The sequence below is a fragment of the Limnohabitans sp. JirII-29 genome, assembly GCF_003063395.1.
Lineage (GTDB): Bacteria > Pseudomonadota > Gammaproteobacteria > Burkholderiales > Burkholderiaceae_C > Limnohabitans.
Genome location: NZ_NESB01000004.1, coordinates 19,531 through 38,076, shown reverse-complemented (window position 1 = coordinate 38,076; position 18,546 = coordinate 19,531). Strand labels below are relative to the sequence as shown.

Annotated in this window: 21 protein-coding genes; 12 read left to right on the top strand and 9 right to left on the bottom strand. The window is 58.9% G+C overall.

Annotated elements, in window-relative coordinates; translation table 11 throughout:
• Positions 1–3: 3 nt before the first annotated feature.
• Positions 4–954 carry a glutathione synthase gene (gene gshB, locus B9Z39_RS07690; protein WP_108301276.1) on the top strand — a complete coding sequence of 317 codons (951 nt, stop codon included), beginning with the start codon at positions 4–6 and terminating at the stop codon, positions 952–954.
• Between the two features lie 5 nt (positions 955–959).
• Here gshB and B9Z39_RS07685 read toward each other — a convergent pair whose 3' ends face one another.
• The 3 genes from B9Z39_RS07685 to B9Z39_RS07675 form a co-directional block, all read right to left on the bottom strand.
• Positions 960–1,580: a glycine zipper 2TM domain-containing protein gene (locus B9Z39_RS07685; RefSeq protein ID WP_233202665.1), complete on the bottom strand. Its 621-nt coding sequence runs from the start codon at positions 1,578–1,580 to the stop codon at positions 960–962.
• A 145-nt stretch (positions 1,581–1,725) separates the two neighbouring features.
• The gene (locus tag B9Z39_RS07680) at positions 1,726–2,505 is read right to left on the bottom strand and encodes a class II glutamine amidotransferase (RefSeq protein WP_100147358.1); all 780 of its coding nucleotides are present in this window, start codon (positions 2,503–2,505) and stop codon (positions 1,726–1,728) included.
• A 6-nt stretch (positions 2,506–2,511) separates the two neighbouring features.
• Positions 2,512–3,984, bottom strand: a complete 1,473-nt coding sequence (locus B9Z39_RS07675) for an MFS transporter (RefSeq protein ID WP_108301275.1) — start codon at positions 3,982–3,984, stop codon at positions 2,512–2,514.
• Between the two features lie 148 nt (positions 3,985–4,132).
• Here B9Z39_RS07675 and B9Z39_RS07670 point away from each other — a divergent pair, with 148 nt between their 5' ends.
• Complete coding sequence (locus tag B9Z39_RS07670) at positions 4,133–5,332, top strand: FAD-binding domain-containing protein (RefSeq protein ID WP_108301274.1); 1,200 nt, start codon at positions 4,133–4,135, stop codon at positions 5,330–5,332.
• 14 nt (positions 5,333–5,346) lie between these two features.
• Here B9Z39_RS07670 and B9Z39_RS07665 read toward each other — a convergent pair whose 3' ends face one another.
• From B9Z39_RS07665 to B9Z39_RS07655, 3 genes are all read right to left on the bottom strand, one after another.
• A complete protein-coding gene (locus B9Z39_RS07665; protein WP_100147360.1) occupies positions 5,347–5,742 on the bottom strand; it encodes a hypothetical protein in 396 nt (131 codons plus the stop codon).
• A 98-nt stretch (positions 5,743–5,840) separates the two neighbouring features.
• Positions 5,841–8,060 (bottom strand): malate synthase G, encoded by a 2,220-nt coding sequence (locus B9Z39_RS07660; RefSeq protein ID WP_108301273.1) that lies wholly within the window; start codon positions 8,058–8,060, stop codon positions 5,841–5,843.
• Between the two features lie 157 nt (positions 8,061–8,217).
• Positions 8,218–9,246: an SLAC1 anion channel family protein gene (locus tag B9Z39_RS07655; RefSeq protein WP_233248949.1), complete on the bottom strand. Its 1,029-nt coding sequence runs from the start codon at positions 9,244–9,246 to the stop codon at positions 8,218–8,220.
• Positions 9,247–9,288: 42 nt separating this feature from the next.
• On the opposite strand from B9Z39_RS07655, the gene B9Z39_RS07650 reads away from it, so the two are divergent.
• Genes B9Z39_RS07650 through B9Z39_RS07640 form a run of 3 tightly spaced genes read left to right on the top strand, consistent with a single transcriptional unit; the run spans position 9,289 to position 12,721 of the window.
• Complete coding sequence (locus B9Z39_RS07650) at positions 9,289–10,215, top strand: LysR family transcriptional regulator (protein WP_108301272.1); 927 nt, start codon at positions 9,289–9,291, stop codon at positions 10,213–10,215.
• Positions 10,212–11,051 carry a ChbG/HpnK family deacetylase gene (locus B9Z39_RS07645; RefSeq protein ID WP_233202667.1) on the top strand — a complete coding sequence of 280 codons (840 nt, stop codon included), beginning with the start codon at positions 10,212–10,214 and terminating at the stop codon, positions 11,049–11,051. The genes B9Z39_RS07650 and B9Z39_RS07645 overlap by 4 nt, the downstream gene beginning before the upstream one ends.
• Positions 11,048–12,721 (top strand): glycosyltransferase family 39 protein, encoded by a 1,674-nt coding sequence (locus B9Z39_RS07640; protein WP_233248948.1) that lies wholly within the window; start codon positions 11,048–11,050, stop codon positions 12,719–12,721. Before B9Z39_RS07645 ends, B9Z39_RS07640 begins: the two co-directional genes overlap by 4 nt.
• Here B9Z39_RS07640 and B9Z39_RS07635 read toward each other — a convergent pair.
• Together B9Z39_RS07635 and B9Z39_RS07630 are read right to left on the bottom strand one after the other, a co-directional pair.
• Entirely contained in the window at positions 12,638–13,018 is a 381-nt protein-coding gene (locus B9Z39_RS07635; protein WP_100147364.1) for a GtrA family protein, read from the bottom strand. The genes B9Z39_RS07640 and B9Z39_RS07635 overlap by 84 nt on opposite strands.
• Before the next feature lie 7 nt (positions 13,019–13,025).
• Complete coding sequence (locus tag B9Z39_RS07630) at positions 13,026–14,066, bottom strand: glycosyltransferase family 2 protein (protein WP_108301270.1); 1,041 nt, start codon at positions 14,064–14,066, stop codon at positions 13,026–13,028.
• A gap of 106 nt (positions 14,067–14,172) precedes the next feature.
• Here B9Z39_RS07630 and B9Z39_RS07625 point away from each other — a divergent pair, with 106 nt between their 5' ends.
• The 7 genes from B9Z39_RS07625 (at position 14,173) to B9Z39_RS07595 (ending at position 17,482) form a co-directional block, all read left to right on the top strand.
• On the top strand, positions 14,173–14,499 hold the full coding sequence (locus B9Z39_RS07625; RefSeq protein ID WP_108301269.1) for a DUF1173 family protein: 327 nt from the start codon (positions 14,173–14,175) through the stop codon (positions 14,497–14,499).
• Positions 14,500–14,525: 26 nt separating this feature from the next.
• Positions 14,526–14,798, top strand: a complete 273-nt coding sequence (locus tag B9Z39_RS07620) for a hypothetical protein (protein WP_108301268.1) — start codon at positions 14,526–14,528, stop codon at positions 14,796–14,798.
• 11 nt (positions 14,799–14,809) lie between these two features.
• A complete protein-coding gene (locus tag B9Z39_RS07615; RefSeq protein ID WP_108301487.1) occupies positions 14,810–15,229 on the top strand; it encodes a tyrosine-type recombinase/integrase in 420 nt (139 codons plus the stop codon).
• 76 nt (positions 15,230–15,305) lie between these two features.
• Positions 15,306–15,521 (top strand): AbrB family transcriptional regulator, encoded by a 216-nt coding sequence (locus tag B9Z39_RS07610; protein WP_108301267.1) that lies wholly within the window; start codon positions 15,306–15,308, stop codon positions 15,519–15,521.
• Positions 15,518–15,925: a type II toxin-antitoxin system VapC family toxin gene (locus B9Z39_RS07605; RefSeq protein ID WP_108301266.1), complete on the top strand. Its 408-nt coding sequence runs from the start codon at positions 15,518–15,520 to the stop codon at positions 15,923–15,925. The genes B9Z39_RS07610 and B9Z39_RS07605 overlap by 4 nt, the downstream gene beginning before the upstream one ends.
• 115 nt (positions 15,926–16,040) lie before the next feature.
• Positions 16,041–16,670 carry a hypothetical protein gene (locus tag B9Z39_RS17265; protein WP_369908124.1) on the top strand — a complete coding sequence of 210 codons (630 nt, stop codon included), beginning with the start codon at positions 16,041–16,043 and terminating at the stop codon, positions 16,668–16,670.
• 194 nt (positions 16,671–16,864) lie between these two features.
• Positions 16,865–17,482, top strand: coding sequence for a hypothetical protein (locus tag B9Z39_RS07595; protein WP_108301265.1), 618 nt, complete (start codon positions 16,865–16,867; stop codon positions 17,480–17,482).
• Positions 17,483–17,501: 19 nt separating this feature from the next.
• Here the strand turns inward: B9Z39_RS07595 and B9Z39_RS16885 are convergent, their stop codons facing one another.
• The gene (locus B9Z39_RS16885) at positions 17,502–18,440 is read right to left on the bottom strand and encodes a hypothetical protein (RefSeq protein WP_146183295.1); all 939 of its coding nucleotides are present in this window, start codon (positions 18,438–18,440) and stop codon (positions 17,502–17,504) included.
• Between the last annotated feature and the right edge of the window lie 106 nt (positions 18,441–18,546).

Sequence of the window (18,546 nt, the reverse complement as noted above, 5' to 3'; positions counted from 1 at the left end):
ACCATGCACATCCTCTTCGTGGCTGACCCTCTGGCGTCTTTCAAAATTTACAAAGACACCACCTTCGCCATGATGCGCGAAGCACAACAGCGCGGCCACCAGGTGTTGGCGTGCGAGCCACACGACATCGTGTGGCAAAGCGGGCAGAAGGTCACCACGCGGGCCCAGCGCATTCGCCTCACGGGGGACACCGACGCATGGTTTGAGGTGCAAGGTGTCGACGAGCACCTGGCCTTGCACAGCGTGGACGCGGTGGTCATGCGCAAAGACCCGCCGTTCGACAGCGAATACTTTTACGCCACCCACTTGTTGGAGCAAGCCGAGCGCGAAGGCGCCCGGGTGTTCAACAAGCCCGCCGCGTTGCGCGACCATCCTGAGAAATTGGCCATTCTGGAGTTTGCGCAATTCATCAGTCCCACGCTGGTGACACGCGATGCGCAAGCCATCAAAGACTTTCATGCGCAGCACCAAGACATCATCTTGAAGCCGCTCGACGGCATGGGCGGCATGGGCATTTTTCGTGTCAAAGCCGATGGTTTGAATCTGGGTGCCATCATTGAAACCCTCAACCGCGACGGTGCCCAAACCGTGATGGTGCAAAAGTTTTTACCGGCCATTGCGCAGGGCGACAAACGCGTGTTGGTGATTGGTGGCCAAGTGGTGCCTTATTGCTTGGCACGCATTCCTCAGGGCGGTGAAGTGCGTGGCAACTTGGCCGCAGGCGGCAAAGGCGTGGCACAAGCCATTTCACCGCGTGACCGTGAAATTGCCGAGGCGCTGGGCCCGGTGCTGGCGGCACGGGGTTTGTTGTTGGTCGGCTTAGACGTCATTGGTGACTGCCTGACCGAGGTGAACGTCACCAGCCCGACGTGCTTTCAAGAAATCTTTGACCAAACCGGCTGCAACGTGGCGGCTTTGTTTGTGGACGCGCTGGAGGCAGCGGTGCGTCACTGATCAGGTCAAGGTCGAGAAAGTTGGTTGTTCTCCACCCGGACCATGTCACCCACCCGGTATCCGGGATGGCTGGCATATTCAAAGTTTGACGTGTGACCGTTGGGCATTTTGACGGTGACAGTCCACACCTTGTGGGTGTTCACGCGTTTTTCGATTTCTTTGCCTGCATACGCCCCACCTGCAGCCCCGGCTGCCGTGGCCAAGTCCTTGCCAAAACCGCCCCCCAATTGATGGCCTAGCACCGCACCCACAACGCCTCCGGTGATCATGCCGACGGCGCTGCCCTCGCTGGCCTTTTCGGTCTGGCTGACTGCAACGACCTGTGCGCAATCTGGGCAATTGGCAACTGTCGTGGCGTTCGATGCATTAACGCCCATGCGCGCTTTGGCGCTGGCCATGGCGTTGTCGTACTCGGTCTTTGCATCGCGCTTGCACTGCATGCGGCTGGCGGCTGTCGGTTCACTGTTGCAAAGTCTCTGATCTTCCTTGTAACGCGTGGCAGCCAGCTTGCTGTCGGCGGTGTACTGGGTTTGGGATGAAGACGCGGTCTGTGCCTGCACCCATCCCGCCGTGAACATTGCCATGACGACGAGAGCCGCCTGGCGAGCGTTGGATCGTTGATGCATAACCCCTCCTTCAGTGAAGTAAGAAAAACCAAAGTGATGCTTATTTCATTATTGAGTAAGGCGTACTTTCATGCAATGAGGCGCTTTTTGAAATGTGGGCCAGCGATCAATGGCGGGTTTGCCGTGATAGCAAACAGACACAACGTCACACCGAAACAACCTCTCCATCCACAAACACCTTCAACTCACCCGGCGCAAACGGTGTCCACAGTTCGTTGGTGGTCAGCGGTTCGGTCACCACCACCGCCACCCGGTCATCGGGCGAGGCATGTTCTGCAAAGTTGATGCTGATGTCTTGGTCGCTCAAGGTGGCGGTGGCAAACGGATGCCGGCGCTCGATGTACCACAGGCGGGTGGATGCATGCGCCCACAGCGCCTGCCCGTTGGAGAGTAAAAAGTTGAAGGTGCCATGCTTGGCAATGCGGGGCACCAACTCGCGCAGTGTCAGCGTCAGCTCTGCCACCGATGGCACGTTGGCGTGCGACTTGGCCAGCTCTTGCATCAACCAGCAAAACGCTTGTTCGCTGTCGGTTTGCCCCACCGGTTTGAAGTTGCCGTGCAAGCGGGGTGCATAGTTTTCTAAATTGCCGTTGTGTGCAAACACCCAGTAGCGGCCCCACAGCTCGCGCACAAACGGGTGGCAGTTTTCCAGCGCTGTCTTGCCTTGCGTGGCCTTGCGGATGTGCGAAATCACGTTGCGGCTTTTGATGGGGTAGCGGCGAATCAGCTCGGCCACGGGCGAGGTGCTGGCAGGCAAATGGTCGATGAAGTGGCGCAGGCCCCGGTCATGTTCAGAGCCTTCAAAAAACGCAATGCCCCAGCCATCGGCATGGTGGTCGGTCACGCCAGCGCGTTGTGCGAACCCGGTGAAGCTGAAGGTCGCATCGGTGGGGTTTTTACAGTTCAGGCCGAGGAGTTGACACATGGTGGCTTATTTCGATTCAGCGAGTGCGGGGTGACGGACGTCACGAATTTTCCAGGCTGCCAGCATGGCCAGCGCACACACGGCAGCCAACAACAAGAACACTTCGTCAAACGCCGCCAAACGTGCCAGCGAGGTGGTGGTGTTGGTCAGCGTGTCGCCATGCGCGGCCAGTCGCCACTCCAGCAAGATGCCGCACAAGCTCACGCCTGCGGCACCACCGAGCATGCGCAAAAAGTTGATGGTGCTTGCACCTTGAGGAATCAGTTGTGTATTTAGGCTGCGCATGGCGCCAATGTTGAGTGATGGCAATACAAAGCCCAAGCCAATGCGGCCCAGCACAGCCAACACCACCAAGATCCAAAGTGCCGTGTGCAGGTTGACGATCAACATCAACGCAAACGACAGCGCGAGCAGCGCCAAGCCAAAGCTCACCAGCAAGTGCGTGGGGTGGGTGCTGGAGTAGCGACCCACGATGGCAATGGTCAACGCCAGCACCAAGCCGGCAGGCAACAGCAAGGTGCCCACGTGGCTGGCAGACAGGCCCAGGCCCAATTGCAGATAGACCGGAATCAAATAGGTCGAGCCAAACAGCGCAATGCCGTAGATGAAGGCCACCACCGTGCCCATGGCGAACGGGCGGTGCGCGAACAGCGCCAAGTTCATCAAAGGCAGACCGTCGCGTGCAATTTGCCAGCGCTGCCAAGCAATGAAGCCCACCAAGCAGGCCAGGGTGGCCAACAGCAAGCCCATCGACAGGCTGTACTGACCACGATGCAGCATCACCAAACCGTTGAGCAGACACAAGGTGCCCACAGTGGCCAGAGCCAAACCGCCAATATCCAGTGTGGGCTTGCCATGGTTGGCGCTCACGCCACCCGGTGCGGTGGTGGGCACATAGCGGTATGACAGCCACAGCGATGCCGCACAGAACGGCACCACCATGAAAAACAACGAGCGCCAGCCAAACATGTCCACCAGCAAGCCGCCAATGCTCGGGCCAATCGCGGGTGCCAGCACCACGCCCATGCCAAACCAGCTATTCGCACGGCCTTGTTCTGAGGTGTCGAACGCGCGCAAGATGATGATGGCCGGTATGGGTTGCACCACCCCTGCGGCCAAGCCCTCGGCCACACGGGCCACCAGCACCAAGTTGTAGTCGGTGGACAAGCCACCCGCAATGCCCGCACTGGCCAGCAGCAGCATGCAGCCGGTGTAGGTGCGGCGGTAGCCAAAGCGCACCAGCAGCCAAGGGGTGGTCAGCATCGACACGGTCATGGCCACCATGAAGCCCGAGCTCACCCACTGGGCTTGCTCTTGGCCGATGGCAAATTGCCGGCTCATGTCAGGAATGCCCACGTTCATGATGGTCGACGAAATGATGGCCGCCATCGAGCCAATCATCACCGTGGCCAACAGCAGCCAACGGTGACGCGTGCCGTAACGGCTTTGCAGTTCTGCCAGTGAGCCGCGTTCAGACATGAGGTGTACCTGGGGTCGACGCAGTTCCCAACGCACACCGATTGGGGCCACCGCACAAAGGGCAGGTGCGGGGGTCAACGGGGGCTGAGTGCAAGGCTGTCATGGCCAAAGTGTAGCGAGGCAGAGCAGGCAAAATGCATGTCTTGTGATGTACGAATTTCCTCCCACGCTCCAAGCTGCGCATGAACGCCTGAGCTTGGTCGACCCCAAGCACTACGCCTATTCGCGCAACGACTTGACGGGTGCAGTCAGCTATTTATCGCCGTATTTGACGCATGGTTTCTTAAGCGTGCCCGATGTAGCCACTGTCGTGTACCACCGCCACCGCTTAGGGCTGCAACATAAATTCATGATGGAGTTGGGCTGGCGCGAGTACTACCAGCACCTGCATCAGCATTGGGGTGAAGCCGGCATTGCGGCTTCGCTGCACGAAGGGGTCTTGCCTGAGTCGGCGTATCACACAGAGTTACCCGACGACGTGCGCCACGCTTGCACCCGCGTGCCCGTGATTGACCAAGCCGTGTCAACGCTCTACGCCAGTGGTTATTTGCACAACCACGCGCGCTTGTGGTTGGCCAGTTATTTGGTGCATCTGCGCAAGGTGTATTGGCGCGTGGCCGCCGACTGGTTGTATGGTCATCTGCTCGATGGTGACTTGGCCAGCAACTACCTCAGCTGGCAGTGGGTGGCGGGCACGGGCAGCAACAAACCGTATTTGTTCAACGCCGACAACGTCGAGAAATTTGCCCCTTCACCTTGGCACAGCAGAGGCACCTTGCCCGACACCAGCTACGAAACCTTGGACATCTTGGCGCACAACCCCGCCACCGTGACGCAAGCCGGTGACCGCAACGATGCTGGCGTGGATGAACCCCAGGTGTACAGCGCGCCCCCTGAACACCTGGAGTTCACCGCGCCGCGTGCCGATTGCGTGGCGGGTCGCCAGGTGTGGTTGGTACACCCTTGGGCGCTGGCAGATGTGCCTGCCGATGTGCCCAGCGATGCGGTGGTGGTTGCGGCCTCATGGGCTGAGCAAACCCAGGCGCATCCCTGGGACGCGCGACGCTGGCAGTTTGTGGGCGATCGCATGGCGGCCCTTAGCTCACACCGCTGGTGGGCCAGCGTGCCAGAGATGGAGGCTGTGTTGGCGCAGGCTCAAACCGTGCATACCGTGGCGCACCTGCGTCTGCCAGAAATGCCGAAGGTGCCTTGGCAGCAACGTGCAGCGCCGAGGTTGTTTCGTGACCTGGACAAGCCTTGTGACTCATTTTCAAAATGGTGGGTGCAGGTCAACAAAGGGGTGCGCCATTTGCAGCAGCTGGTCTACCCCACCGCGCCACGGGCCTGACGCGCAGCTGCGTTTCACTCGCCAGGTGCCGGGCGCACCGCCACCACAAAGTACTGGGTCTCGCCAAAGCACTCGGGCAAGCCTTTGTGTTGCGCGTACTCCATCACCACCTTCTGACCGATGTGGGCGTTGATCTGGTCGGCTATCGCGTTGTCACGCACAGTGAAGGCAAACTTTTCGGGAATGGCGGGCATGGTGGCCAACGCCCGCACTTGCTCGCCCTCCCATGTTTTACAGACCCAACCCTTGTAGGAGAGCTTTTGCACATAGCCCACGCTCTCGCCACGCGAGTAGGTGAAGTGGTAAGCAAATAGCAGGTACAGCCCAGCCAGCAGCACCACGGTCAACACCAAACCGATGAGGGTGCGCAGTGCGAAGCGCACCAGTGTTTGTGCGTATGAGTTGGACATGTGTATTCCTAAAGGAGATAGAGCTTGATCATAGTAACTTGATCAAAACAAACGGCACCCGTAGGTGCCGTTTGTTTGGGGCTAACGTTTGCCTCGTTTTAGGCTGTGCCCGCCTTCACCTTCAAGCGCCAAGCATGCAGCAGGGGCTCGGTGTAGCCGCTGGGTTGCTCTTTGCCTTTGAATACCAAGTCGATAGCCGCTTGGTAAGCCGCAGAGGTGGCAAAGTTGCCCGCCATGTTTTTGTACAGCGGATCGCCCTTGTTTTGCTTGTCCACCACCTTGGCCATGCGCTTGAAGGTGGCGTTCACCTGGGCCTTAGTCACCACGCCGTGGTGCAGCCAGTTGGCCATGTGTTGGCTGGAGATGCGCAGGGTGGCGCGGTCTTCCATCAACCCCACGTTGTGGATGTCGGGCACTTTGGAGCAACCCACGCCTTGGTCAATCCAGCGCACCACATAGCCCAAGATGCCTTGGGCGTTGTTGTCGAGCTCTTCTTGCTTCTCGGCGTCTTTCCATTTTGGCTTGGCCACCACGGGCACTTGCAGCAAGTCGTTGAGCAAGGCGTCACGTTGACCGTCAGCGTCGATCTTCTCCATGTCTTTTTGCACATCGACGACCTTGACCTGGTGGTAGTGCATGGCATGCAACACTGCCGCCGTGGGGCTGGGCACCCAGGCGGTGTTGGCACCGGCTTTGGGGTGGGCAATTTTTTGTTGCAGCATGGCGGCCATCAGGTCGGGCATGGCCCACATGCCTTTGCCGATTTGCGCCTTGCCGCGCAAGCCGCATGACAAGCCGACCAGCACGTTGTTCTTTTCGTAGGCCTGAATCCAAGGGGTGGTCTTCATGTCGCCTTTGCGCAGCATGGGGCCTGCCAACATGGCGGTGTGCATTTCGTCGCCCGTGCGATCCAAAAAGCCAGTGTTGATGAAGGCCACGCGGCTGGCCGCAGCGGCAATACACGCCTTCAGGTTCACGCTGGTGCGACGCTCTTCGTCCATGATGCCCAGCTTGACCGTGCTGTCGGCCAAGCCCAAGACCTTTTCCACGCGACCAAACAGTTCGGCAGCAAAGCCCACTTCTGCGGGGCCGTGCATTTTGGGTTTGACGATGTAGACCGAGCCGGTGCGCGAGTTGCGAATGCCGTTGGCGCCGTGGCCTTGCAAGTCGTGCAGTGCGATGGCGGTGGTGACCACGGCATCTAGGATGCCTTCAGGAATCTCGTGCACTTGGCCGTCTTGGCCGGTGTACAGGATGGCGGGGTTGGTCATGAGGTGACCCACGTTGCGCAAGAACAGCAGCGAGCGGCCATGCAACGTGATGGGCTGACCTTTGGTGCCGGTGTACACGCGGTCAGCGTTCAAGCCACGGGTGAAGGTTTTGCCGTTTTTCTCCACAGCCTCGGTCAGCGTGCCTTTGACAATGCCCAACCAGTTGCCGTAGGCCAGCACTTTGTCGTCCGCGTCCACCACGGCCACCGAGTCTTCCAGGTCGAGGATGGTGGACAAAGCGGCTTCCACCACCAAGTCGCTCACGCCGGCGGCGTCGCTGGCGCCAATGGCGGTGTTGCGGTTGATTTGCAAGTCCAGGTGCAAGCCGTTGTGTTGCAACAGCACCGACGACGGCGCGGCGGCATCACCTTGGTAGCCAATCAGTTGTGCGGCTTTGGCCAGCGAGGTGGTCTTGCCGTTTTTCAACGTCACTGCCAACGCGCCATTCACCACGGCGTAGCCAGTGGAGTCGATGTGCGAACCGCTCTTCAAGGGGGCGGTGCGGTCCAGCACATAGCGTGCGTACTCAATCACTTTGGCGCCACGCACGGGGTTGTAGCCCTTGCCTTTTTCAGCGCCGTTGGCTTCAGAGATGGCGTCGGTGCCATACAGGGCGTCGTACAGCGAGCCCCAACGCGCGTTGGCCGCGTTCAGCGCGTAGCGCGCATTGAGCACCGGCACCACCAACTGGGGGCCAGCTTGCAAGGCCAGTTCGGCGTCGACATTTTTTGTCGTGGCTTTCACTTTGGCGGGCACGGGCACCAGGTAGCCAATTTTTTCCAGGAAGGCGCGGTAAGACTTCATGTTTTTGATCGGCCCAGGATGTTTGCTGTGCCAGGCATCGAGCTCGGTTTGCAGGCGGTCACGTTCGGCCAGCAAGGCGATGTTTTTGGGGGCCAGGTCTTGCACGATGGCATCAAAGCCGCGCCAAAAATCTTCGACGCTCACGCCAGTGCCGGGCAGCACTTGGCTGTTGATGAACTCGTGCAGGTTGCTGGCAACTTGCAGGCTATGCACCTGGGTGCGTGGGGTGACGTGTTGGCTCATGGGACGTTCTCTCTGGATGAATCAAAGGGGGAAATTTTGGATCAAAGACATCGGTGCAAATATCAGTGCGAATCTTAGGGGATGGCGCCAGCCGAATTGCACGCGCAAAGGGTGGGGTTGCCCTGACAAATACGCCGCTAATCAGACACCTCAGTCTTCACGCGTCGGCCAGCAGCAAGCTGCCGTTGCGCAAGCCGCGCCAAGTGCCCAGGGTCAGGCCCAAGATCACCAGCGACGTCAGGGCCAGCATGCCCAGTGCGGGCAGTTGCAACCAAGCCCCCTCAGGGGTGCTGGCCAAGCGCAGGGTCAAGGCACTGAAGGCGGCCAATGGAAAGCTCATGCCCCAAAACGACATGCCAAAAGGCTGGGCGCGCATGGCTTCCAGCTGGGTCAAGGTCAAGACCAGGAAGAACAAAGCCATGCCCCAAACGGCCCACACGGCCAAGGCCGGTGCCTGCATTTGCAGCAAGCTCAAGCCCACGGCAGAAGGTGGGGCCACGCTGATGAACAAGGTGGGGCTGAGCTTGGCGGGCAAGGGCCCGGCTTGGCCCCAACGCACAAACAGCAGGGTTTGCAAAATGGGCCACAGCAACAAGCCAATGCCAAACTGAGCCGTGGCCCAAGACTCAAAGCCCAGCGGCACGCCGCCCAAGGGAGCCAACACATTGCCCACCACCGGGATGAACAGCGCAGGCGTCAGGGTAGGCCACTGCAAGCCACCTTCGGCTGGTGGTCGCAGCCAGCGGCTGATCACCCACACGGTGGCTACAAACTCCAGCACCGAGCCCGCACACCAAAACCAAGCCAAGGCCAGATCGAGCATGGCGTGGGTGTGTTGAAACAAAGCGGCCCCGAGGGCCGCCAACAAAATCACCGACACCGGAAACGTGGCCATGAAGGCATGACGAATGGGGTGTTGCAAGTCTTTGCGCACCGCGTGGGCGTGCAGCTTGAGTCGCCACACACTGGCCAGACACAGCAGGCAAAAAATCAGTGCGGCAAAACCACCCGCCACCAAGGCCAGGCCCAGCGCCATGTCGCCCAGCAAATCCGAGCCGCGTAGCCAGGCCTGGGCCAAGCCTGTCCAGCCCATCACCAGGGCAAACCAGGCGGGGAAAAGATGTTCAAGCGGAGCGCCGATGCGGGCCATCCAAGGGGTGGCGCTGGGGACGGAGGTGTGTTGCATGGCCTGAGTTTAGGTGACGCACCCCCCGTGGATAATTGCCCGATGGACAAACTCAAAGCCTTTGAGTCCTTTGTGTCGGTGGCGCAAAAGGGCAGCCTGACTGCGGCAGCCAATGCCGAGGGCGTTGCACCTGCCATCATCGGACGGCGGCTGGATGGGCTCGAGTCGCATTTGGGCGTCAAGCTCTTGGTGCGCACCACCCGCCGCATCACGCTGACCCACGAAGGCAGTGCCTTCTTGGAAGACTGCCAGCGTTTGTTGGCCGATGTGGCCAATGCCGAAGCCAGCGTCAGCGCGGGCGGTTTGAAAGCCAGTGGGCACTTGCGCATCACCGCGCCGGCTGGCTTTGGCCGACGCCATGTGGCACCGCTGGTGCCGCAGTTTTGTGCGGCGCACCCGGATGTGACGGTATCGCTCAACCTCAGCGACCGGGTGGTTGACTTGGCCGCCGAAGGCTTTGACTGCGCGGTGCGCGTGGGCGACTTGCCCGACTCGTCCCTGGTCAGCGTGCGCATGGCCGACAACCGCCGCCTGTGTGTGGCCACGCCAGAATTTTTGGCCCGCCACGGCACGCCCCAAACCCCCAACGACCTCATGCGCCTGCGCTGCCTCACACTCTCCAGCGATGCCTCACAAACCAAAGGCTGGGCCTTTCGTGTGCCCACCGCCACCGGCGCGCATGAGGTGATTCACCTGCGTCCCGCCGGGCGCATGGACTGCTCGGACGGGCAGGTCTTGCACGACTGGTGCTTGGGCGGTCATGGCATTGCTTGGCGCAGCACCTGGGAGGTGGCCACGCAAATCAAGAGCGGGCAACTGGTGTCGGTGTTGGACGACTTTGCGGCCGCGCCCAATGGCATTTACGCCGTGTTCTCGCAGCGCAAACACTTGCCCCTGCGCCTGCGTTTGTGGATTGACTTTCTCAAATACCGCTATGCCCAGCAAGACTACTGGGGGAGTCCGGTATGAGTGAGTCAACCTTGATCAAATCCGTGGTGGTGTGTGCCGACGACTATGCGATCAACGCGCCCACTTCGCAGGGCATTGTGGCCTTGTGTGTGCTGGGGCGTTTGAGCGCCACCAGCGTGATGGTGCATGCGCCGCGCTGGCCCGAAGATGCCGCCGCTTTGCGCGAGATGCGCGCGCAGCTTGATGTGGGCCTGCACCTGGACTGGACCAGCAGCTTTGCGCAGCAAGCAGGCTTTGGCCGCAGCTTGCGCTCGGTGATGTGGCGCTCTTGCTGGGGCGGTTTTCGTGGCCTTGCGGTGCGCGATGAAATTGAGCGTCAGCTCGATGCCTTCGAAGCCCACTGGCAAGCCCCCCCAGACCATGTGGATGGCCATCAACACGTGCAGCAATTTGCCGGCTTGCGTGAGGCCTTGTGTGAGGTGCTGCTGCGCCGCTACGGCACACATCCCACCCGCCCCTGGCTGCGTGTGTCGCGTGTGTCGCAAGTGGGCTTGAAGGCGCAAGTCATCTCCACCATGGGCGCGCGTGCGTTGCAGGCTTGGGCGCAACAACACAATTGGCCCTGCGTGGCACCGCTGTTGGGTGCTTATGGCTTTGATGGCAGCTTGAACGACTACCGCCAGCACATGCAGCGCTGGTTGCTGGATGCCCCAGCGGGCGACCAGCCTGCGCTGATCATGTGCCATCCGGCGGCTTCGGCCCATGCCGAAGACGACATTGGCCCTGCGCGTGCACGCGAGTTTGCGTATCTGGCCAGCCACGACTTTGTGCAAGACCTGCGTGACGCAGGTGTGCGCTTGGTGCGTGGCAGCGGACAACCGACCCACATTTCATGACCTCTGTTGATTCTTCTGTTCCCCCAAATGCGCCTGTGCCCGTACACACGGGGATGCGCCGCTGGGCTTGGTTGCTGCTGCCTGCGCTTTTGCTGGTGCTGGCCGCGTGGCGGCCCTTGGCGTTGCCTGACGAGGGACGTTATGCCGAAGTGGGCCGCTGGATGCTCGCCAGCGGCGACTGGTTGACCCCGCGCCTGGACGGCGTGCCCTTCTTTCACAAACCGCCGCTGCTGTATTGGTTGGAGGCGGTGGCCATGCAACTGTTGGGCGTCACACCGTGGGCGGCACGCTTGGTGGTGGCCTTGCATGCCTGTTTGATGTGGGGCGTGATGTGTGCGTGTGTACGCCACTTCGCCGGCGCCGCCACCGCGCGCCGCGCGGCATGGATGCTGGGCAGCAGCCTGGCCTTTTTGGTGGGCGGTCAGTATGTGAACCACGACATGGTGGTGGCCACCTGGATGAGCGTGGCCATTTGGTGCTTTGCGCGCGCCATGCTGCACCCCGGTGGCGTGCACGCCCATTGGGCACGTGCAGGCTTTGTGGCCTGTGCGTTGGGGGTGTTGAGCAAGGGCCTGATCGGTTTGCTGTTGCCCGGGTTTGTGCTCACCTTGTGGGTGCTGTGGACCTGGCAATGGCGCAAGGTGTGGGCGCTGCCTTGGGTCAGTGGCGTGCTGTTGTTGGTGGCCGTGGCGCTGCCTTGGTTTGTGTTGGCCGCGCGCGAGCACCCCGACATGCTGGCCTACATGTTTGGCAAGCACCAGTTTGGCCGCTACACCGCCACCACGTTCAACAACGCGCGCCCTTGGTGGTTCTATGGCGTGGCCGTGGTGGTGTTGCTGTTTCCTTGGGTGTTCTTTGCCTTGGCGGACGGCTGGCAACGTGTGCGTGCCGCTGTGCAGCAGCGCTGGCCGAGTCAGCCGATGGCTGCGTCACCTGCGGCTTCAGATGCTTCGGTGCCAAGCCCCTGGGTGACGCTGTGCTGGATTTGGGTGTTGGCCATTTTGGGTTTCTTCTCAATCCCCAATTCCAAGCTCATTGGGTATGCCTTGCCTGTCATCCCGTCACTTGCCGTGTTGGCAGCCGTGTGGTGGCAGCAACACCTGGCACCTCGTGCCTGGGGCGGGCGCTTGTTTGCCGGGTTGGTGGGGTTGGCGTTGGTGCTGGCCTTGACGGCCAACATCGTGGCGGGGCGCTACACCTTGCGCCACAGCAGCGCCGACGTGGCCGCTGTGCTGGGCTGTGAGATCGTGGCGGGCGATGTGGTGGCTGTGTTGGACGAGTACCCGTACGACTTGCCGTTTTATGCCCAACTCCAGCAGCCGATCGAAGTGCTGCAAGACTGGGACACCGAACGTCGCACTGCCGGGGACAACTGGCGTCGCGAGTTGTTTGAAGGGGCCGACTTTGACGCCCAAGCCGCGCGCGCCTTGCAGCCACTGAGCCGCTTGGACACCTTGCAACAACAAGCCGGTGCCTGGGTGCTGGCGCCCAATGGGTCAGCCAGTTTGAATTTGCAGCGACACAGTGGTTTTGAGCGGGTGCTGGGTGGGCAGGCGTGGTCGCTGTACCGCAGCACGGCGGGGGCTTCAGCTGCGGCGTCGGAACGCCCACAGGCGACTGAGCACAAAGGTTTGGGCCGATGCCAACACCAGCGCCAAGAACAGCGCTAAGAACGACGGCAGCCCCAAGCCGCGCAGCAACACCACAAAGATCACTTCGTTGGCAGCAAACCCTGCCAGTGCAGTGATGGCAAAACGGCGCAAGCTTTGCCACAGCGAGGTGCCCGCGTCTTGAAAACTCAGCCAGCGGTGCCCGGCAAAGCTCACGCCGAACGCCACCACAAACCCCACGGCATTGGCCACCTCGGGCCACAACGATGGCTCGACCAGTGCAAACACGGCCATGTGTGTGAAGGCCGCACCGGCACCCACCACCACAAACCAAAAGCCCGTGCGCAAGCTGCTCATGACGGGCTCAAACGGCCACTTCTTCGTCGACGGGTAAGTCAGGCGCTGCTGGCGCTTTGGCCGGGGTCAGTGCCAAACCGGCCCCCCAGCGCTGCTGCACCAAGTACATGGGGCGTTGCTTCACCTCTTCGTAGATGCGGCCCACATACTCTGCCAAGATGCCAATGGACAGCAACTGAATGCCGCTGAAGAACATCAGCCCCACCACCAAGGTGGCATAGCCGGGCACGTTGATGCCCCACCAGAAATACTCGGCCACCACCCAAGCGCCATAACCCATCGCAATGGTGGCGAGCAGCAAGCCCAGCATGGTCAAGGCGCGCAGCGGCGCGATCGAAAACGCCAGCACACCGGTGAGCGCCAACGCAAACGAGCCTCTCAAACCAAAGCTGCTTTCGCCGGCTGCGCGCGGCAGCGGTTCATAGTCGATGGCGGTGCTGGCAAATCCCACCCAGGCGTACAAGCCCTTCATGAACCGGTTGCGTTCGGGCAGGGCCTTGAGCGCGTCCACCACCTGGCGGTCCATCAACCGAAAGTCGCCAGCGTGGGGCGGAATCTTCACCCGATTGCCCATGTTGATGAGCTTGTAAAACATGCCCGTCAGACCGGCGTGCAGGGCCGACTGGTCGTCGCGCGTGCGGCGAATGGCGTACACCACGTCTGAGCCTTCGCGCCAGCGTTGCAGCATGTCGGCCACCAGCGACACCGGGTGCTGACCGTCGGAGTCCATCAACACCACCACCTCACCGCGTGCGGCGTCGATGCCCGCAGTGAGCGCGGCTTCTTTGCCGAAGTTGCGCGACAGGTTGATGCCCACCACCTCGTGGTGTTGGGCGCACAAGGCTTCGATCACCTGGGCGGTGTTGTCACGGCTGCCGTCGTTGATTAACACGATCTCCACCTGTGAACTCAGCGCTTGCAGCGCCGACAGCACTTGCGGCACCAAGGTGCCGAGGTTTTGGCCTTCGTTGTAGGCCGGCATCACGCATGTGAGGGTGGGGGTGTATTGAAAACGGTCAGAGGGGTGGGGGGCTTGGGGCTGGCGCATGGGTACACATCATGCCAAAAATAAATACAGAAATCTTGACTCAAAGCACACACGCGTCCCTTATTGCTAGCTTTCACTTAAATGAGAAGTTGACCAGGAGTGCCGAGTGAAGTTGGCCTTGATGGCGACGACAGAAAACTGGATTCCATTCGACTCCACGTATGAGAAGGAGGTGATTGACGCGATGACTCAATCTCAGCGAAGATTTGTCAAGGGGTTGCGCTACAACCTGCCAAGCACGCGTCCTTTGGCTTGCTTGGTGGCCAATGACACGCTCCCTGTGCCCACCGCCTTGTACATCATTCATCCAAACGCAACCGATGAATTTCAGGTAGCCCTTCAACAAATGGTTGAAGCGAGTGAGCTGCCTGCCTGGATTTGGAATGCAGGTGAAGGCGTGATGCCTGCCTTGCCCTGCCCTCTTGATATTTAAACCACCAACTCACCGAAGGAGAAGTTATGAAAGTCATCGTCGTTGCACTGTTTGTGTTGCTCATGTCCGCATGCTCCAAGGACCCCTTGGATGGGGCTATTCCTGAATGCCCCGAGCTGCTTTCCAAGGAAAGGCAGGCCTATGTCGACGAGGGTAGGAAGCGCTGTGAGCAAGCGCGAACCATAGAAGAAAAAATGAAGAGCGTTGGGTGTGGCATACGTGAAAAATTCAATCGTTGCGAAACCTCAAGAATGTTGAGTGGCAACAAATCGGCCTTTGATAAAAAAACGGATAAGTGATATGGGCTGCCATGCCCCTGGTAGATGCCTTGCAGGCCTACCTGGTGCACCGGATCGAGCGGGAGATTGGTACGGACATGGACAGCGGCCAATACCGAGGACTTCTGCCCCACCAGCCATTGATTTTCAGCGGGCGCGGTACAGGCATGAGCCAGAACACCAAACGACGCGTCCTTGAGACTGGTGAGCACCGGGATTACAAGGCCTGCGACAGCCTGCAAAGCCATGTGACCAGGTTGTACCGGCGGGCAGGCCTGGCCGGGGGCTCCAGTCACTCCGGGCGGCGCACCTTTGCGGGCAAGGTGCTGGCCAGCACCGCCGACATTGATGCCGTGGCCCAGCTGCTCGGCCATTCCAGCATCGAGTGCAGCCAGCGGTATGTTGACCTTGCGCCTGCCGTCCTCAGTCAGATGTTCGCGGATGCACTGTGACTTACATGGAGTCTGCTCAAGTCATTGCAAACCACGACCCCGCGACATTACAATTATGAAAAAGTAAGGTGATACCATGACAGAATCAACGATCACAGCAAAAGGCCAGACGACTGTTCCGGCTGACATCCGGCAGAGTATCGGCGGCGTGCCGGGCACACGCCTGGTTTGGCACGTACTGGCAGACGGAAGGCTGTTTGTTCGGGTCAAAAACAAGTCTGTCCGGGACTTGAAGGGCCTGCTCACTCCGGCCAAGAGTAAGCGGGTTGCAGTTGAGGATATGCGCCCGTGAGCGTTGCTGCTTCGCTCGATACCAACATTCTGGTGCGGTACATCGTCAAGGACGATGAGCGCCAGTCGATGGCGGTCGCAAAAGTCTTTGAGCACCACATCCGTAAGTCTGAAAGTTTGTGGGTGCCGGTGACGGTGATGCTCGAACTCGAATGGGTTTTGCGCTCCAGGTACAAATTCTCTAAAGCCACTGTCATCCGCGCCTTCTCGGCGTTGCTAGACACCTACGAGCTGCAGTTTGAATCGGAGGGAGCGATAGAGCAGGCGCTTTCCAGTTTCGAGGACGGTGCCGCCGATTTTGCGGAGTATTTGCACCTGTCCCTGGCCCGCAAGGGCGATGCGCTTCCGTTCCTGACCTTTGACGAAAAGGCTTCAAAAGCATCGGGTGCAAGGCTACTTGTATGACACAAATGCACAAGCCGCCTCACCCTGGCGCAGTCCTCAAGGAGTATTTGGGTGGCATCACCCCATCACCGAGGCGGCGGTGAAGCTGGGGGTCAGCCGCGTCACGCTCTCGCGTGTGGTGACGGGCGCGTCTGGCATTTCTGCCGACATGGCTTACCGGCTCGCCCAGGCCTTCCGCACCAGTGTGCAAATGTGGGTCGTTTGCGGTGGGCCCAGTCTGGTCGGCCAAGGCGCGTGGCTACATCGTCCGGTGTTGCTGCGAACACTGCCCCGCACTTTCGCAAAGCAGAACCATAACGAGACTTTTGGCCTTTGCGTCACCGAGCTCCAAAAGCTTGAGCCGGACTACGCACGCCTAGCAAGAGAGCTTGAGAAGCGAACAGTTACCGAGTCAATCGACTGGTTAACCATTGATGTTTTTACTCGTGATCATGCTCCGAATTCGCGGCGAGAGATTGCCGATGCGTTTAGCCGATACATCAATACCCTAGACAAATGTGTTGAAACGATTGAGGGAGAGCGCGGCATCGTTTTTTATGGTGGTTTGCGGAATTGCATTCCAAGTCCAATACTTGCCCAGTTCCTGCGTCCAGGTGACTCCGGTTTTGGGCGTCCCTCGCTCAACTCTCAAGAGCTGCGTGAAAAAACTATGTTTGCAGTAATGGGGCTCCAGAAGCGATATGCAGATTTTTGCTCACAGGTAGACGTGCACCTACTCGTATTGAGGAGAATATGCCTTGTCTAAGTCACGCAATTCTTTTTGAAGGAAACCATCACCTTTTGCCGATGTGGATATTTTGATTGCATGGAATTGGGTTGAAAGTTGATGTTCGTTTGAGTATGAATTTGTTAAGCTCATACTACGAATTGAAAACAAAATAATTTAAAATGAGGTCAACCAAAATTCAACTTGCACGTTGTGATTGAAGGAGATGCATCATGGCCACTTTGACTCGAAAATTAAACCTTATTGCGTTGGGTGCAGTGCTTGGTCTCCTTTCTTTTTTGACGGGTTGCGCATCTTCCCAGGCGAAGTTGGAGGCGTATCAGAAAGCACGCGGAGACACAGGATTTATCTATGCCCAGGTTAATTCCGTGCATCCGGGTATCTCAAATAAAGAAACCTGCGACAAAAATTTGGGGGGTGATAAATACAAGGATACGAGAGAGAAGATTTGCGGTCGACTTGATGAATTGAATGTTGTTTACGTGAGTCATGTCGTAAATAAGGAAGTCATCACAAGTAATGAGATCGTTCCTGTCGCTTTGGAAATCAAACGTGGAGCTATCATTAAACTTGATTTGGAGAAGCAGAGCCCCTTTCGATTCGTTGAAGTTTCGGCTCTCGAGCCCACAGAAAACTGCAAGTGGGTTGGTAGCGACAACCAGTCAGCTTATGACCCAATTACTAAAGCAGGAGGTGTCGCGTTGGCAACTGTCGCTGGTTTGATGTTTTGGCCTGGATTGGTGCACATGTCTCTCGAACAAAAAGGTGGTGTGGAATGCAACGGATGGTCCTACAAAACTGCATACAAGGATTTTTTGAGCAAGTATTGATTGCCAGGGACTTCTTGGATCACGGCCTTCTAATTGGCGGCGAAATGCATTGACGCAGCGCCTTGTCTGTGAGTCCTTGAGCCTTGCATTCAATGGCCCGCATCTTCATCGAATACACAGTCTTTGCTTCCACATAGCTGTCTGGCCGGTATAGAGCCGTACCCGGATTAAGGCCAGCTGCTCTGCAAGCAGCTACTGTCCATGTGATGTCGCAGTTTCCTTGAATAATTAAGTTCGTTGCTGATAAATTGCCACTACTGGACGAATCTAGCACGTCTGTGTTGACATGCTTTTGAAGTATCGCTGCATACAGTCCAGCACAATGCTGGTTTGTACAGGTAGCCCCAGTTGAAGAGCCATTGCCAACGCCGGAGGGGTCCCAGCCAACACTTCCCATCCAGCCGGATTGAGGAGATACGAGTGACCCTCCTTGAGTAAGTTGGGTGCTACCTGCGTAGAACACGGCGGCTTGCTGCGCTGCAGACATCGCGGCTCCGGTAACTTCAGCGCTCGCAAGTGCTCCTCCTGCGGCGGCAGTACCACTCGCAGCGGCCGCATACATACCTACTGCCCCATAGGTGAGTGCGGCGGTCATCAGGGCAAATGCAAAAGTCGTCCAGCTGCTCGTTGAGGAGACGTTGTAGTACAGCTGTTGCTCAATGGACGGGATGTTGCCGCCTTTGAGTGGTTCAAGCGCGATCATGCCTGTGACCACGTGCGCTTCATCGTCGCAACTGGAAGCCCCGGTGACACAAATCACACCGAAGGCGCCAGGATTGATGTTGTTGCGTGATGGGCTCATGTTCAAGGGCATGGCCAGGTAGAAGGATGGGCTTGCGTAACCGGTGGTGGTGGTGGTCACCGTTTTACGCAAGAAATTGCCGCTGGTGCTCTGGGTTTGGGTGAAGCGGTTGGTGGTTTCGATGAACAGTGCAAAGACAGAGTCGTGGTACTGCATGGCATGGCTGAGTGCCACCTGCGTGGCCCCCAGCTGATGTCTATAGGTTTGGGGGAATGCCAGTGACAGGATCTTTTAAAGTACGTAAAATCGTACGACAGTGATT